Raw genomic sequence first — 15,875 nt, forward strand, 5'->3', positions numbered from 1 at the left:
GCTCCACGTGGGTGGGCGTCGGCTCGGCGCCCAGGGGCTCCTGGCCGAAGGCCTCGACCGCGGAGTCCCGCTGCTGCGCGACGGACACGTTCCACGCGGACGCGGCGACGGCTTCCGCCACCTCGCGGTGCGACACCGGCGGCACCGCGTCCGCGTCCCAGGTGGACTCCTCGGGCGCGGACTCCTGCGCCACGTTCCAGCCGGGCGCGGTCTCCTGCGAGTCCGAATCCGAATCCAGCCACGGCGCGGGCGGAGCCTCCTCCTCCACGCGCGCGGCCTCCGGGGACACCAGCGCGGACAGCGCGTGGGACACCGGCGAGAACGAGGGCGCCGTCACCGCCGGCAGCCCCTGCGCGGCGGGGGGCGGCGCGGTGTGCCTGGGCGGGGCGTTCAGCGCGGCCTCCATCGCCTCGGCGGCGGTGGGGCGCGGGCCTGCGCGGCGCTCGATGCGCGAGCGCACCTCGGAGGACAGGTCCGGCGCTTCCGCGACGGGCGCGGGCGCTTCCGGCGCGGCGGGCTCCGGCGTGGCGGCGGCGGTCCCCGTGGGGTCGGCCGGGTCGAGGGCACCCGTCAGCGCCCCCAGGCGGAGGCGCGGCTTCGCGCGGGACACGTTCTGTTCGAAGGCTTTCTTCATGGGGAAATCTCAGCCGGCTTTCGTCGCGGTGCCGGCCTTCACCGCCGCGGCGTGCGCGGCCACCAGGCGCGGCAGCACGTTGTCCAGCATGGCCTGGATGTCGTTGGCGCCCTTGGACGCGGGGTCCGCCACGAACACCGGGCGGCCCTCGCTGGAGGCCTGCGCGAACTTGGTGCACTGCCGGATGATGGTGGGCAGCAGGTACTCGGGGTAGTGCGTCTGGAGCGCCTCCAGCGCCTCCTTCGCCAGCTTGAAGGTGGCGTTGAAGGAGTTCACCACGATGAACACGTGGTCCAGCACGTGGTTCAGGTCCTCCTCCAGGCTCTGCACCGTTTCGAACAGCAGCTTGAGGCCGTGGAAGGACAGGAAGTCCGCGAGCACCGGCACGAACAAATCGTTCGCGGCCATCAGCGCGTTCAGGTTGAGCAGGCCGAAGGACGGCGGCGCGTCGAAGACGATGAAGTCGTACTGCGCCTCCACGTCCTTGAGCGCGTTGCGCAGCTTGAACTCACGGCCGGCCATGGGCATCAGCGCCAGGTCCACCGTGGACATGCTCAGGTTGGACGGGATGAAGTCCAGGTTGGGCAGCGTGGACTTCTGCACCACCTGCGCGAGCGGCGTCTTGCGCACGAGCACGTCCAGCAGCGTCTTCTCGAAGTCCTCGCCCTCGTAGCCCAGGCACTTGGTGGCGTGGCCCTGGCTGTCCAGGTCGATGAGGAGGACGGCGTAGCCCAGCTCCGCCAGGCGCCACGCGTAGGACGTGGACAGGGACGTCTTGCCGGTGCCGCCCTTGAAGTTGAGGAAGAGCTGTCTGCGCAGGCCCGCGGTGGGCGGGAACTTGTTGAGCGTCGTGCGCAGCTCCCACACGTCTTCCGGGCCGTAGGCGTCCTTGCGCAGCTCCGCGGGGATGGACTTCGGAGTCACGCCGAGCATCTCGGCTACCTGCTTCGAGCTGTACGTCGGCGCTTCCATGAACGACCCTTCGGATGACGTGTGAGGCCTGGGCGAGTCCCACCTTGCCTCAAGCAGCGAAGTATTTGTGCCCCCTTCGCACGATGGCCCCCCGGGCCACCAGCAGGGCAACAGCCTCCTGGGCCAGCTCCGCCGGAGCGGACAGCCCGGACGTCAGCTCGGCGAGCGAGCGTCCTCGGACAGCGACCCGCACCTCCTGCAACATCGCCCCACACAGCGCCTCCACGGGAGAGGGCCCGCGCTTGGGAGGAACCGGCGGCGCCGCGGCAGGCGCCGGAGCCCGGGCGGGAGGAGGCGCGCCCATGGCGACCAGCGCGGCCTGCACGGGCGTCCGCCGCACGGCGGGCTGCGCGGACGCGGCGGGAGGAACAGGGGCCACCGGGCGCGACGGCGGCGCGGCAGGGCCTGAAGCGAAGGACACGGGCCCGCCATTCGCGACCCGGGCAGGCGCGGGAGCCGCGCCGTGCATCACAGCGGGTGCGGAGCGGGCCGCGCCCACGGTGGCGACCGCGAGCGCGGGGGCGGCCATCGGAGCAGCGGTCCACTGCGAGGTGTTCGCGGCGACGTCCGCGAGCGACACCGGCACGGCGGTGTGCTCGGGAATCGAAGGGAGCGGCTGCGCCGCCGCGACCGGGGCGCTCACCCGAGGCGCGACCATCGCGGCCACCGGCTGCACCTGCGCCATCATCACCGGCTGCGCGGCGTTCACCGCAACGGGCTGCGCACCCTGCGCCGCGACTGCCGCCACCGGCTGCGCGCTCTGCACCGCCACGGGCTGCGCCACCTCCGCGGCCACGGGAGCCGCGCGCACGGGCTTCACGTCCAGCGTCGCGCGCACGGGCTTCACGGGCAGCGTCGCCAGCCGGCGGATCTCCCGGCGCCGGTGCGCATCATCCAGCGCGACCACCGCGGACACGTCGTGGCCCAGGATGCGCGACAGGCTCTGCGCCGCCGCCTTGCGCACGCGCGCCTCGCCGTCGTCCAGCGCGCCCAGCAGCAGCGTCCGGGCGTTCTCGCCCCGGCCCGCGCCCAGCGCCAGCGCCGCCAGCGCGCGGACCTCTGGATCCGTGTCGTGGATCGCGTCCTCGCCCAGCCGCCGCGCCGTCTCCCCCTCCAACCCCAGGGCCAGCAGCGACGCGCGCCGGCGCACCGACCGGTCCGAGTCCTTCATCGCCTGCGCCAGGTGCGGCGCCGCGTCCTTCGGGGCCAGCACCAAGAGCGCCTTCAACGCCGCGATGCGCACCTCCGGCACCGGCGAAGACAAGAGCGGCGACACCACCGACGCGCCCTCCTCCCGGCACAGCCCCGCGAACGCCTGCACCAGCGCCACCTGCGCCGTCGCGTCCGTCTCCGCGTGCAGGGCCGCCGCCAGCGCGGGCGCCGCCGCCGGATGCGCCAGCGCCTTCAGCCGCTCCGCCGCGCGAACCCGCGCCGCCGCGTCCGCCGCCGACAGCTCCCGCACGGAGAACCCGAACAGCGTCTCGTCCGTGGTGCTGCCCGAATGCCCGGACAGCTCCGCCATCTGCTCCGGGCTCACCCGCAGGCGGCCCTCGCTCTGCAGCCGCTGCGCCTCGCGCGCCACCGGCGACAGCCCCGATTCCGCCGCGGCCGACACCACCGTCGAAGTCCGGGGCGGAATGGCCGGCGAGGGACGCTCCGCCCACGGCACGCTCGGCTCGGAGGCCTTCAGCGGCACCGCCGGCCCGTTGAAGGGCGCGCGCATCGCGGGCACGTCCCCGCGGAGGATCACCTCGCTGCGCAGCTGGGAGATGAACGACGCCAGGTCGAACCCCAGCTCGTCGGCATCATCCTCCGCCATGGCGCGCGCCTGCCCGGAGGAGTGGATCCGGCTTGCGTCCAGCAGCTTCGCCATCAGCTGGTCGCGCTCCAGCCGCAGCGCGTGGTTGAGCCGGGACAGCTCCTCGCGCTCGGCCTGCGCGCGGGCGCTCTTCACCTCCTGCGACGCCACCTCCCGGCGCAGGTCCAGCTCACGCTGGTGCCCCGCCGCCAGGTCCTCCTTGAGGTGCGAAAGCTCGTCGCGCGCGGACGCCAGCTCGCCATGCAACTGCTGCGCACGGGCCTCGAAGTAGACGATCTTTTCGAGTGCGCTCTTGAGCAGCGCGTCCGGACGCTCGTCACTCACGACTGGCTCTGGCCTCCCCGCGAAGGCGCTCGGCGGCGCTCCCCGGTTCGCTTCACCGAAGGGACTCCCCGGTATCCCGGCTCGCCGCCGGGGCGGGCACCTTATGTCAGCCCTACGTGCTACGTAAACCACGGAAACACCAGGGGTTTTCCCCCGCCAGGGCACGCTGTGATTGACAACGCCGCCCGGGCCGATTTTTCGGCCTCGCGCTCGCGCGCACGCATGCTCCAATGCGCGCATGGCCCCTTCGCGCATCGACACCGCAGTGACCCGGATGTTGGGCATCCGCTATCCCATCATCGCCGCCCCCATGTTCCTGGTGTCCAACGCGGCGCTCCTGGAGGCCGCCGGACGCGCGGGCGCCATCGGGGCGGTGCCGTCGCTCAACTACCGCACCGCGCAGGCGTACCGGGACTTCCTCGCGTCGTTCCCCAAGGACGTGCCCTTCGGCGTGAACCTCATCCTCAAGTGGGCCGAGCGCCTGGAGGAGGACGTGGCCGCGACGGTGGAGCGCCAGGTGCCGCTGGTCATCACCAGCCTGGGCGACCCCACGCCCATCGTGGAGCGCGTGCACGCGTACGGCGGCAAGGTGTGGAGCGACGTGATTTCGCTGCGCCACGCGGAGAAGGCCGTGAAGGCCGGCGTGGACGCGCTCGTCGCGGTGGGCAGCGGCGCGGGCGGCCACGCGGGCAACCTGAGCCCCATGGTGCTGGGCCCGTGGCTCAAGGCGGAGCTGGGCGTGCCGGTGGTGCTCGCGGGCGCGCTGTCCACGGGGCGCCACCTGGCCGCCACGCTCGCGCTGGGCATGGATGGCGCGTACGTGGGCACGCGCTTCCTGGCCACGGAGGAGGCCGGCGCCGCGCCCGACTACAAGCAGGCGCTGGTGGACTCAGGGCCGGAGGACCTGGAGTACACGAAGGAGGTGACGGGCGTGCACGGCAACTTCATCAAGAGCGCGCTGGAGCGCTTCCGCGCGGGCCAGGGCAAGGCGTGGAAGGACACCTGGAGCGCGGGCCAGGGCGTGGCCTTCGTGAAGGACGTGCTGCCCGCCGCCACCGTCGTGGAGCGCATGGTGCGCGAGTACTCCGAAGCCCGCGCCGCGCTGCCGTCCGAATCCTGAAGCAGCACTGAAGCCCCCCGGGTGTCGAGCCCCGCTTCCGGCCGCGTTCGGCCGGAAGCGCGCGGTCTCCCCGGACCCTCGAAGCCGTCGTGAACCGCACGAAGCAACCTGGCACGTCGGGCGACCTCTCAAGGCCTTCCCGTGACGTCTTGGGAGGGGCGGAAGCGTGCCCGCCTACCACCCCGGTTCGGCGCGCGTGACGCGCAAGAAAAAACACCCGGGAAGCCTTGCCAAACGCGCGCGCGGGAACGGCGGAAACGGCGGATTGTCGAGGGTTTGCGGGCCCTGTCCGCACGCCCGGGGATGTCAGACCCCACTCGTAATCTGTGTCTCACGAGGTCACGCAAGGCAGCGACTTCTCCCCGGTACCTCTCCGTCTGAAAAGCGGGGGGAGAAGCTCCTCTCTCGACAGGTTTTGCACGCCATGGAACAGCGACTGGCAACCCTCATTGGAAACGCGGTGCGAGTGGCCCGGCAGCGGCTGGAGCTGACGCAGGCCGATGTCGCCGAGCGCGTCGGCATCGCCACCGAGGTGTACGGCCGTTTGGAGCGCGGGCACATGCTGCCCAGCGTGCGGACGCTGCGGAAGCTCTGCCTCGTGCTGAGCTGCTCGTCGGACGTGCTGCTCGGGTTGAGCGCGACGGCGGCGGTGACGGAGGACGGCGCGCCGCAGCTCGCGGAGGATCCGCCGGAGTACCGCGAGCGTCCGGAGGTGCGGCGCCTGATGCGCACCGTGCGCAAGCTGGACTCCCCGCGACTGCGCCTGCTGGGGCAGGTGGCGCACGCGCTGGAGCGATGAAGACGGGGCCTACTCGGCCACGGGCTCCGCGTTCGCGTCCACGGGCGCTTCGCGGTGGACAGGGGGGGATGCGGTACCGGCGACGGGCAGCCGGAGGATGAAGCGCGCACCCCCTTCCACGCGGTTCTCCGCGTCCAGGGTGCCGCCCGCGCGCGCCACGTAGTCGCGGCAGAGCGCCAGGCCCAGGCCGGTGCCCTTGCCGGGCGGCTTCGTGGTGAAGAAGGGCTCGAAGAGGCGCGGCAGCGCGGCCTCGGGGATGCCCGGCCCGTTGTCCTCCACCTCCACCCGCACGCGGCCGTCCTCCATGCGCGCGCGCAGCATCACGTGCGCGGGCTTGCTGGAGCGGGCGGCCTCCAGCGCGTCCGCGGAGTTGAGCAGCAGGTTCACCAGCACCTGCACCAGGTGGCGGGCGGTGACGCGCGCGGGGAAGAGCTCCTGCGCCACGTCGCGCTCCACCACGCCCAGGCTGCGCAGGCGCACCGAGGCCAGCCGCTGCGCCTCGGCCAGCGCCTGCGCCACGTCGCAGGACTCCAGCTCGTCGGGGGCCTCGCGGGAGAACAGGCGCAGGTCGGTGACGATCTGCTGGATGCGCAGCACGCCCTGCTGCGTCTCGTCCAGCACGCGCCGCACGTCCTCCAGGTCCTCGGGCACGCCGTGCGCCCATTCCTCCTGGAGGTAGTGCAGGTTCGACTTCACGTACGCGAGCGGGTTGTTCACCTCATGGGCCACGCCCGCGGCCAGCTGCCCCACCACCACCAGCCGCTCCACCTCCGCGCGCTGGCGCTCCACGCGGGCGCGGCGAGACTCGCTCTCCGCCAGCTGGCGCAGGGCCTCCACGCGCTCCAGGTGCGCGTTGCGCTCGGCCGCGCGCAGCTTGCGGAAGGCCTCCGCGCCGTGCGCGGACACCGCGAACACGAAGACGAGGCTGAGGCACTGGCTGACGAACACCGTCCAGGGCACGTGCGACAGCCACGTCATCAGCCCCACCGCCACCAGCGTGCCCCCGATGGCGGACCACACCGGCAGGCGCTGGCCCGGGACGAAGACGGTGACCAGGAGGGGCACCGTGTAGAAGGCGGGGAACAGCGGGCTCTCCAGGCCTCCGGTGAGCTGGATGCTCACGGTGAGCGCCGTCAGGCTGACGGCGCCCGCCGCGATGCCGCTGAAGGGCGGGCGCAGCCACCCCGCGCCGACCGCGGTCCCCAGCGCGAGGAACGCCACGCCCCAGACCAGGTGCGCCGCGAGGAAGTCCGCGCGGAAGCCTCCCAGGATCAACGGGTGCGCCAGCGAGCCCAGCATGATGAGCAGCGCGCACCACCAATACGTGCGCCGCCGGACCCGACGGCGGGCACGGACATCCGCGTTCGCGTCGTCCCACGCGCTGGAGGTTGGAGGCGTCACCCCGCGCTGGTCCCCCAGAGCGCGTGGCGCGGCGCGAAGTGCAGCTTCATGTCGAGTCCTCCCGTGGACGTCGCAGCCGGCGGGACTTCCCCAAGCGCACCGCGTCCCGTCCCCGTTTCTTCGCCTGTCCGCCGCCGGAGGGCAAGATGGGGTCAGGACACACCGCTCGGAGCCGACATCCCCGGCACTCGGCGCCGCTCCACACGGCCTCGAAGAGGGCCGTGGTCCGGTCGATGGTGTCGAAGTCCTCCGTCACGAAACCCAGCTCGAAGTTGCGGACATCATCGCCCTTGGCGCCCAGGCCCGCGCCGGTGAGGTTGGCGCTCCCCAGGTAGACCCAGGCGCCGTCCACCACCACCGCCTTGAAGTGGACGCGAGGGCACACCTTCAGTTCCAGCCCGCCCTTCACCAGCCGGGAGCGGGCGTCGAACGCGGCCCGGAACGGCCGGCTGGGCAGCTCCGCGTGCAACAGCCGCAGCGCCACGCCCCGGGCGGCCAGCCCGTCCAACACCTCCAGGAGCGGCACGAACGCCCCCTTCGAGCGCTCCACGTACATGGCCTTCACGTTGGCCGTGGCCATCCACACCGACTCGCGCGCATGGGCCAGCTTGCGCAGCACCACCTCCTGGTACAGCGCGCTCCCCGACAGCAGCTCCGCGTCGATGGGCCTCATCATGTCACCCAGCGTCGCACATGGGATTACACGACACCATCCCCCACCCTTCGTGAACGTCCTGCGGTGGAAGAAGACCCAGGCGCCGGCTTGACCGGTGACCGGCGGTCATTTAACTCCGGGTCATGGCGGGAGCACTGGCCGAGAAGCGGGTCGTGCCGCCGCGGGCGCGGCGGGACGAGGACAAGGAAGCGCGGCGGCGGGAGCTGCTGGACGCGGCGCGGGCGCTGTTCGAGGCCACGTCGTTCGCCGAGGTGAAGATGGCGGACGTCGCGGCGCGCACGGGCCTGGCGAAGGGGACGGTGTTCCTCTACTTCCCGACGAAGGAGGCGCTGTTCCTGGCGCTCCTGGACGACCTGCTCGCCGCGTGGTTCGCGAAGCTGAACGGGCGCCTGGCCGAAGACGGCACGTGGACGGGCCACCAGCTGGCGCGCACGGTGGCCGGGTCGCTGGAGGGGGAAGAGACCTTCACGCGGCTCCTGGCGCGGGCGCAGACGGTGCTGGAGCAGAACGTCACGGTGGCGCAGGCCCAGGCGTTCAAGGAGCGCGTGCTCGTGTCCATGGGGACGACGGCGGCGCTGCTCCAGGCGCGGCTGCCCTTCCTCACGCCGGAGTCCGCGGTCCAGCTCATCCGCCACGTGCACGCGCTGATGACGGGCCTGCGGCAGATGGCGGACATCGCGCCCGTGGCGCGCGAGGTGCTGACGCTGCCGCACATGGCGCCCCTGCGCGTGGACTTCACCGCCGAGCTGACGGCGGCCATCACCACCCTTCTTCGCGGGCTCGAGGCCCGCTGACCCATTCGCGTCTTTCTTGAAACGGAGCTGAGTCATGCTGGAAGCCGTCGCGTCCCTCCTCCCCCAGGCCACGGTCGAAGTGGACCGCATCCGCGCGGTGTTCGAGTCGCAGCGCGCGAACCGCTGGAACCTGTCGCGCAGCACTCCCGCGGAGCGCATCGCCAGGCTGCGCAAGCTGCGCGAGGCCATCATGGCGCGGCGCGAGCAGCTGGCGGAGGCCATCCACCAGGACTTCCGCAAGCCGGCGATGGAGGTGGAGCTGACGGAGATCCACCCGACGCTGGAGGAGCTGAACCACACGGTGAAGCACCTGAAGTCGTGGATGAAGCCCAAGCGGGTGGCGACGCCGCTGACGCTCAAGGGCGCGTCCAGCCACGTGCGCTTCGAGGCGAAGGGCGTGGTGGTCATCCTGTCGCCGTGGAACTACCCGTTCCAGCTGGTGGCGGCGCCGCTCATCGCGGCCATCGCCGCGGGCAACGCGGTGATGATCAAGCCCAGTGAGAAGACGCCGCACACGTCGCGCTTCCTGGCGAAGCTGGTGCGGGACGTGTACCCGGAGAACGAGGTCGCCGTGTTCGAGGGCGGCGCGGAGGTGGCGGAGGCGCTGCTCCAGCACCCGTTCGACCACTTCTTCTTCACGGGCAACCCGAACATCGGCCGCAAGGTGATGGCGGCGGCGACGAAGTTCCTGTCCAGCGTGACGCTGGAGTTGGGCGGCAAGTCGCCGGTCATCATCGACGCGTCGGCGAACCTGAAGGCGGCGGCGGAGGCGCTGGCGTGGGGCAAGTTCGTCAACGCGGGCCAGACGTGCGTGGCGCCGGACTACATCTACGTGCCGGCGTCGAAGCAGCAGGCGTTCCTGGAGGCGTTCACGGCGGTGCTGACGCGCTTCTACGGCGCGACGGAGGCCGAGCGTCAGGCGAGCCCGGACTTCGCCCGCGTGGTGGACCCGGCGGCGTGGAGTCGGCTCAAGGAAGTGCTCGACCGCACGGTCGCCGCGGGGGCGAAGGTGGAAGCGGGCGGCACGGCGGACGCGCCGTCACGGTACGTGGCCCCCACGGTGTTGTCCGGGGTGACGACGAAGATGCCCATCATGGAGGCGGAGATCTTCGGGCCGGTGTTGCCGGTGCTGACGTACGAGCGGCGCGAGGAGGTCTACGCGCACATCAACGAAGGCGGGAAGCCGCTGGCGCTGTACGTGTTCTCGCAGGACTCCAAGATGGTGGAGGAGGTGCTCCAGCACACGACGTCCGGCGGGGTGGTGGTGAACAACGTGCTCATCCACGTGGCGAACCCGAACCTGCCGTTTGGCGGGGTGGGGATGAGCGGGTTGGGGAACTACCACGGGCACTACGGCTTCAAGACGTTCAGCCATGAGCGGGCCGTGATGGTTCAGTGGATGAAGTCGCTGGCCGCGGTGTTCTTCCCCCCGTATCGGGGAAAGACCCAGGAATGGGCTTCCAAGGCGACCCGGATGCTGGAGTAGGTCCCGGGGTGGAGAGAGGAACCGGCATGCGCGTGGTGTCAGTGGAGGAGGCCCTGGTCCCGGGAGACCTGCAGGCGGTGTTCGACCGCCTCCAGGCGCGCCGCTGGGAGCTGGCGAAGACAGGGCCGAAGGAGCGCCTCGCGCGGCTGGAGAAGCTCAAGGCGCTGCTCCTGGAGCGGCGCGAGGAGCTGGCGGACGCGCTGCACGAGGACTTCCGCAAGCCGCCCGCGGAGGTGGAGGCGACGGAAATCCTGCCGGTGCTGCTGGAGCTGGCGCACGTGCAGAAGCACCTGAAGGCGTGGATGAAGCCGCGCAAGGTGGGGGCGCCGCTGCTGCTCACGGGAACAAAGAGCGAGGTGCACCCGGAGCCCAAGGGCGTGGTGCTCATCCTGGCGCCGTGGAACTACCCGTTCCACCTGCTGGTCTCGCCGCTGGTGGCGGCGGTGGCGGCGGGCAACGCCGTCCTGTGCAAGCCGAGCGAGAAGACGCCGGGAACGGCGCGCTTCCTGGCGCAGCTGCTGCGGGACGTGTTCCCGCAGGACGAGGTGGCGCTGGTGGAGGGAGGCGCGGCGGTGGGCGAGGCGCTGCTCCGGCTGCCGTTCGACCACTTCTTCTTCACGGGCGGGCCGCGCGTGGGGCGGCGGGTGATGGAGGCGGCGGCGAGGCACCTGGCGGGGGTGACGCTGGAGTTGGGCGGCAAGTCGCCGGTCATCGTGGATGCGTCAGCGGACGTGGACGCGGCGGCGGAGCGGATCGTCTGGGGCAAGTTCCTGAACGCGGGGCAGGCGTGCATCGCGCCGGACCACGTCTGGGTGCACGCGTCGAAGGAAGAGGCGCTGCTGTCCGGGATGAAGGCCGCGCTGGAGCGCTTCTACGGGAAGACGGAGGAGGCGCGGCGGGCGACGCCGGACCTCTGCCGGATGGTGGATGACGGCGCGTACAAGCGCGTGTGCCGGCTGCTGGATGAGTCCGTGGCGGGAGGCGCGCGGGTGGTGGCGGGGGGCGGCGTGCACTCGGAGACGCGCTACATCGCGCCCACGGTGCTGGCGGACGTGACGCCGGAGACGGCGGTGATGGATGAAGAGATCTTCGGGCCGCTGTTGCCGGTGCTGCGCTTCGAGTCACTGGATGAAGTGGTGACGCAGGTGCGCGCGGGCGGCAAGCCGCTGGCCATGTATGTCTTCAGCCAGGAAGAGGCCACGGTGGAGCGCCTGCTGAAGGAGACAAGCGCGGGCGGCACGGTGGTGAACAACGTGGTGCTGCACAACGTGAACCCACACCTCCCGTTCGGAGGCGTGGGGCAGAGCGGCCTGGGCGCGTACCACGGCGAAGCAGGCTTCAAGGCCTTCAGCCACGAACGCGCGGTCGTGCGGCAGGGCCGCACGGCCTTCACGAACCTCTTCTTCCCGCCCTACCGGGGCAAGGCCCAGCGCCTGGCCCGGCTCGCGAGCAAGCTGTTCGAGTAGCGCAGCCAGACTAGCTGCGCAGGCCCGGGGCTTCCTGGCCCGTGCGCGCGACGTACTCCGTGTAGCCGCCGCCGTACTTGTGGATGCCGTCCGGCGTCAGCTCCAGCACGCGGTTGGACAGCGCTCCCAGGAAGTGCCGGTCGTGGGACACGAACAGCATCGTGCCCTCGTAGCGCGACAGCGCCGTGATCAGCATCTCCTTCGTGCCCATGTCCAGGTGGTTCGTGGGCTCGTCCAGCACCAGGAAGTTCGGCGGGTCGTAGAGCATCTGCGCCATCACCAGGCGCGCCTTCTCTCCACCCGACAGCACCCGGCACTTCTTCTCCACCTCGTCACCGCTGAACCCGAAGCAGCCCGCCAGCGCCCTCAACGAGCCCTGCCCCGCCCTGGGGAACGAATCCGACAGCTGCTCGAAGACCGTCTTCTCTCCGTCCAGCAGGTCCATGGCGTGCTGCGCGAAGTAACCCATCTTCACGCTGCCACCCAACGCCACCGTGCCCTCATCCGGCTGCGTCGTGCCCGTCACCAGCTTCAGCAACGTGGACTTGCCCGCGCCGTTCACGCCCATCACGCACCAGCGCTCCGCGCGGCGCACCAGGAAGTCCAGGCCGTCGTAGATGGTCCGCTTGCCGTAGCCCTTGGACACGCGCTTCAGGTTCACCACGTCGTCACCGGAACGCGGCGGCGGCTGGAACTCGAAGAGCACCGTGGAGCGGCGCTTCGGCGGCTCCACCTTCTCAATCTTCTCCAGCTTCTTCACCCGGCTCTGCACCTGCGCCGCATGCGACGCGCGGGCCTTGAACCGCTCGATGAACTTGATCTCCTTCGCGAGCATCGCCTGCTGACGCTCGTACTGCGCCTGCTGCTGCGCCTCGTTCTGCGCGCGCTGGCCCTCGTAGAAGTCGTAGTTGCCCGAGTACGTCGTCAGCGAACCGCCGTCGATTTCGACCACCTTCGTCACGATGCGGTTCATGAACTCGCGATCGTGCGACGTCATCAGCAGGGCGCCCTCGTACCCCTTGAGGAAGCTCTCCAGCCAGATGAGCGACTCGATATCCAGGTGGTTGGAGGGCTCGTCCAGGAACATGGCGTCCGGGCGCATCAGGAGGATGCGGGCCAGGGCCACGCGCATCTTCCAACCACCGGACAGCTTGCCCACGTCGCCGTCCATCATCTCTTCGCTGAAGCCCAGGCCCGCGAGGATCTCCCGCGCGCGGCCCTCCAGCGCGTACCCGCCCAGCTCCTCGAACCGGCCCTGCACGACGCCGTAGCGCTCGACGAGCTTCTCCATGTTGTCCGCCTGGTCCGGGTCACCCATGGCGGCTTCCAGGTGCTTCATCTCCGCCGCGACGGTGCTCACCGGGCCCGCGCCGTCCATGACCTCGGACACCGCGCTGCGGCCGTCCATCTCACCCACGTCCTGGCTGAAGTAGCCAATGGTGACGCCGCGGTCGATGGAGACCTGTCCCTCGTCCGGGTACTCCTGGCCGGTCATCATCCGGAACAGCGTCGTCTTGCCCGCTCCGTTCGGGCCCACCAGGCCCACCTTTTCGCCCTTGTGGAGCGCGGCCGACGCCTCGATGAAGAGGATCTGCTGACCGTGTTGCTTGCCGATGTTGTCGAGACGGATCATGTGCGTACCGAAAGGGCCCGGGGAATCAGGCGGCGCGCCCTTATGCCATGAGCCGCCCGCCGGAGGGATGCTTCCGAACCCCCAACGGCTCCAGGCCCTTCCACGCGGCCGGGCAAGCAGGCCCCCGCTCGCGGGATTCCGCCCGGCTTGGAACCTGGAACGAGGGCCTCAGTCGTCCCGGTGCACGGTGCCCGGAGAGAACGCCGGGGTGCAGATGGCCACGTACTCCGCGCCGTCCTCCTCGGGCGTGCTGTAGCGGACCCACTCGCCGGGCTCGCACACCACCGTCTGGCCGGCGTGCACGTCCATCACCCCGCCCTTGTGCTCCACCCGCAGCGTGCCCGCGAGCACCAGGGTGATTTCACGGAACTCGGGCGTCTGGCCCGGCTCCTCCCACCCACCCGGGCTGCGCATGTGGGCCACGCTGATGTTGGACGTCTTGGAGTTCACCCGGCCCACGTACTCGTCGATGAGCTTCGGCTTGTTGCCCACGGCCGTCACGCGGATGGGCTTCGGGATGAGCGTGGGCATGCGAGTGCTCCAGGAGGGGACGAAGGGAACAGCGGACACCCCCTACCCTACCAGCGCGTGGCGTAGAGTGCCGCCGTGCTGACCGTCGACAACCATCCCCTCCTCGACCTCATCGCCTTCACCTCCTCCTTTCCCGCTCCCCTGGGGGACCTGCCCGCGCCCGACTGGCTGCAGGCCCTGCTGAGGCCCGGCGCCACCGCGCCCCTCCAGAGTGACGACGCCGTCCGGGGCGCCGTGCGAGACCTGCTCCGCCACGGCGGCTACAAGCCCACGGGCCGGGGCAAGCCCGCGTCCGAGTACCTGGTGCGAGCCTCCGGGGACGCGAGCCTGGGCACCATCAACGCCGCGGTGGACGCCTGCAACGCCGTGTCGCTGCACAGCGGCCTGCCCATCAGCGTGGTGGACCTGGACAAGGCCCAGGCCCCGTTCCGCGTCTCCACCGCCATCCAGGGCGACCGCTACGTCTTCAACGCCTCCGGGCAGACCATCGACCTGGAGGGCCTGCTGTGCCTCTTCGACGCGCAGGGCCCGTGCGCCAACGCGGTGAAGGACGCCCAGCGCACCAAGACGGACGCCACCACGCGACGCACGCTCACGCTGCTGTGGGGCACGAAGGAGCTGAAGGGCCACACCGAGCGCGCCTTCATCTGGTACCGCGAGCTGCTAGAGCGCCTGGGCGCCACCGTCGAGCCCGTGCGCTGAAGAAGCGCCCTACGCCCGGGGCGTCAATGCCAGCCCCGCCACGATGTGCTCGACGATTTCTCCGGGCGGGGGCGTCACGTCCACGGTGAACGCGTCTCCGGGCACCTCCATCGTCTCCAGCTGGCTCTGGAGCAGCGACGCCGGCATGAAGTGCCCCACGCGCTTCTGGATCCGCTCGAGGATGACGGACGCGGGCGCGTGCAGGTACACCCAGCGCTCGCGCGCGGGGTCCACGGTGAGCCTCGCCCGGTAGAAGGCCTTGAGGCCGGAGAACGCCAGCACCAGGGCCTCGTCCGCCTCCAGCGCCTTCTCCATCCTCGCGCGCAGCAGCTCCAGCCAGGGCTGCCGGTCCACGTCCGTCAGCGGCGTGCCCGCGGCCATCTTCCGGCGGTTCTCCACCGAGTGCAGGTCGTCCGCGTCCACGAACGTCCACCCCAGCCGGTCCGCGAGCGCCCGGCCCACCGTGGACTTCCCGGTGCCTGAAACGCCCATGACGATGACCACCATGCCGTTGCCGCCTCCCTCGGGTCTCGCGCGCTGCCTCATGCTGCGGCCTTCCCGCCCCAGGTGCCATGCGAGAAACACAGCCGGTGACACACCGGACGTGAGCGTCCAATGTCCAACGCCATCACCTTCGCGTCCCACATGACTTCCACTTCACGACGGAGGAACCATTACCGTCCCGCACCATCATGACTTCCGTGGGAGCAACCCCCGGCCGGACGCTCGCCCGGCTCCTTCTGTGCAGCGGCCTGCTCGCGCTGGTGTCCCTGGCCGCCTGCCGTGACCCCGCCGCCGCGGCCGGCACCGCGCTCTTCGTCACCGCCGAGTTCGAGCCCGCCCTCAACCTCACCCGGCTGCGCATCGCCGCCACCGCGGACGGCGCCACCGTGCCCACCACGCTGCTGCCCGAGGACTCCAGCCGCGCGCTCGTGAACGGTGAGACGTTCCGCGTGCTCCTGGACGGCGCGGCCAACGGCGCCCAGGCCACCGTCCGCGTGGACGGCCTGCGCGACGACGCCACGGTCGCCACCGGCGAGGCCACCACCACCGTACGCGACGGCTACGAGGTGGAGGTCACCGTGCGGCTGACCAGCTCCAACGGCGGCACCTTCTGCGTGGACTGCCCGGACGGCTGCTGCCGCGACGGCGTCTGCACGTCCCGAACCTTCCGCACCTGCGGCGTGGGCGGCGTCGCCTGTGAAATCTGCGACTCGGACCGCGCCGACACCTGCACCAACCGCGGCACCTGCGGCTGCGGCACCGGCCCGGCCTGCGACCTCAACGCCAACCGCTGCGTCGGGGGCAAGTGCGTCTGCGGCCTCGGTGGCACCGCGTGCGGAGCGGGGCTCGCGTGCATCAACGGCTTCTGCAAGTGCGACCCGTCCACCTGCAAAGGCTGCTGCGACGGCAACAGCTGCATCCCCGCGCCCAACAAGAACCAGTGCGGCAAGGGCGGCGAGTCCTGCAAGAAGTGCGACAAGCGCTGCAACCCGGACGGCTCCTGCGACTGACGGG

General features: G+C 71.1%; 14 protein-coding genes and 1 pseudogene. 7 read left to right on the forward strand and 8 right to left on the reverse strand.

Going from position 1 to position 15,875, the window contains the following annotated elements:
• The 3 genes and pseudogenes from D7W82_RS40980 to D7W82_RS18620 all read right to left on the reverse strand — a co-directional run.
• A pseudogene (locus D7W82_RS40980) lies at positions 1 to 634 on the reverse strand (extensin-like protein); the annotation flags it as partial.
• Between the two features lie 9 nt (positions 635 to 643).
• Positions 644 to 1,606: a ParA family protein gene (locus D7W82_RS18615; RefSeq protein WP_120619638.1), complete on the reverse strand. Its 963-nt coding sequence runs from the start codon at positions 1,604 to 1,606 to the stop codon at positions 644 to 646.
• A 49-nt stretch (positions 1,607 to 1,655) separates the two neighbouring features.
• Positions 1,656 to 3,749, reverse strand: coding sequence for a HEAT repeat domain-containing protein (locus D7W82_RS18620; protein ID WP_120619639.1), 2,094 nt, complete (start codon positions 3,747 to 3,749; stop codon positions 1,656 to 1,658).
• Between the two features lie 238 nt (positions 3,750 to 3,987).
• Here D7W82_RS18620 and D7W82_RS18625 point away from each other — a divergent pair, with 238 nt between their 5' ends.
• The gene (locus D7W82_RS18625) at positions 3,988 to 4,869 is read left to right on the forward strand and encodes a nitronate monooxygenase family protein (RefSeq protein WP_120619640.1); all 882 of its coding nucleotides are present in this window, start codon (positions 3,988 to 3,990) and stop codon (positions 4,867 to 4,869) included.
• A gap of 424 nt (positions 4,870 to 5,293) precedes the next feature.
• Positions 5,294 to 5,668 (forward strand): helix-turn-helix transcriptional regulator, encoded by a 375-nt coding sequence (locus D7W82_RS18630; RefSeq protein WP_014393392.1) that lies wholly within the window; start codon positions 5,294 to 5,296, stop codon positions 5,666 to 5,668.
• Positions 5,669 to 5,677: 9 nt separating this feature from the next.
• Here the strand turns inward: D7W82_RS18630 and D7W82_RS18635 are convergent, their stop codons facing one another.
• Both D7W82_RS18635 and D7W82_RS18640 read right to left on the reverse strand, forming a co-directional pair.
• Complete coding sequence (locus D7W82_RS18635; protein ID WP_233587788.1) at positions 5,678 to 7,069, reverse strand: sensor histidine kinase; 1,392 nt, start codon at positions 7,067 to 7,069, stop codon at positions 5,678 to 5,680.
• A 46-nt stretch (positions 7,070 to 7,115) separates the two neighbouring features.
• Entirely contained in the window at positions 7,116 to 7,742 is a 627-nt protein-coding gene (locus tag D7W82_RS18640) for a phospholipase D-like domain-containing protein (protein WP_043322562.1), read from the reverse strand.
• Positions 7,743 to 7,867: 125 nt separating this feature from the next.
• Here D7W82_RS18640 and D7W82_RS18645 point away from each other — a divergent pair, with 125 nt between their 5' ends.
• The 3 genes from D7W82_RS18645 to D7W82_RS18655 are packed head-to-tail and all read left to right on the forward strand — an operon-like array spanning position 7,868 to position 11,491.
• On the forward strand, positions 7,868 to 8,539 hold the full coding sequence (locus D7W82_RS18645; protein ID WP_120619642.1) for a TetR/AcrR family transcriptional regulator: 672 nt from the start codon (positions 7,868 to 7,870) through the stop codon (positions 8,537 to 8,539).
• 34 nt (positions 8,540 to 8,573) lie between these two features.
• On the forward strand, positions 8,574 to 10,025 hold the full coding sequence (locus D7W82_RS18650) for an aldehyde dehydrogenase family protein (RefSeq protein ID WP_120619643.1): 1,452 nt from the start codon (positions 8,574 to 8,576) through the stop codon (positions 10,023 to 10,025).
• A gap of 26 nt (positions 10,026 to 10,051) precedes the next feature.
• Positions 10,052 to 11,491: an aldehyde dehydrogenase family protein gene (locus D7W82_RS18655; RefSeq protein ID WP_120619644.1), complete on the forward strand. Its 1,440-nt coding sequence runs from the start codon at positions 10,052 to 10,054 to the stop codon at positions 11,489 to 11,491.
• 10 nt (positions 11,492 to 11,501) lie between these two features.
• Here D7W82_RS18655 and D7W82_RS18660 read toward each other — a convergent pair whose 3' ends face one another.
• Both D7W82_RS18660 and D7W82_RS18665 read right to left on the reverse strand, forming a co-directional pair.
• Positions 11,502 to 13,124, reverse strand: a complete 1,623-nt coding sequence (locus D7W82_RS18660; protein ID WP_120619645.1) for an ABC-F family ATP-binding cassette domain-containing protein — start codon at positions 13,122 to 13,124, stop codon at positions 11,502 to 11,504.
• Positions 13,125 to 13,292: 168 nt separating this feature from the next.
• Positions 13,293 to 13,655: a cupin domain-containing protein gene (locus tag D7W82_RS18665; RefSeq protein ID WP_120574709.1), complete on the reverse strand. Its 363-nt coding sequence runs from the start codon at positions 13,653 to 13,655 to the stop codon at positions 13,293 to 13,295.
• A gap of 75 nt (positions 13,656 to 13,730) precedes the next feature.
• Between D7W82_RS18665 and D7W82_RS18670 the strand changes: the two genes are divergently transcribed.
• Entirely contained in the window at positions 13,731 to 14,357 is a 627-nt protein-coding gene (locus tag D7W82_RS18670) for a phenylalanine--tRNA ligase beta subunit-related protein (protein ID WP_120619646.1), read from the forward strand.
• Positions 14,358 to 14,366: 9 nt separating this feature from the next.
• On the opposite strand, the gene D7W82_RS18675 is transcribed toward D7W82_RS18670, so the two are convergent.
• Positions 14,367 to 14,864 carry a gluconokinase gene (locus tag D7W82_RS18675; protein WP_120619647.1) on the reverse strand — a complete coding sequence of 166 codons (498 nt, stop codon included), beginning with the start codon at positions 14,862 to 14,864 and terminating at the stop codon, positions 14,367 to 14,369.
• 194 nt (positions 14,865 to 15,058) lie between these two features.
• Between D7W82_RS18675 and D7W82_RS18680 the strand changes: the two genes are divergently transcribed.
• Positions 15,059 to 15,871: a cadherin-like beta sandwich domain-containing protein gene (locus D7W82_RS18680; protein WP_233587789.1), complete on the forward strand. Its 813-nt coding sequence runs from the start codon at positions 15,059 to 15,061 to the stop codon at positions 15,869 to 15,871.
• The last annotated feature ends 4 nt before the right edge of the window (positions 15,872 to 15,875 follow it).

Source organism: Corallococcus sp. CA049B (genome assembly GCF_003611685.1).
GTDB classification, from domain to species: Bacteria; Myxococcota; Myxococcia; order Myxococcales; family Myxococcaceae; genus Corallococcus; species Corallococcus coralloides.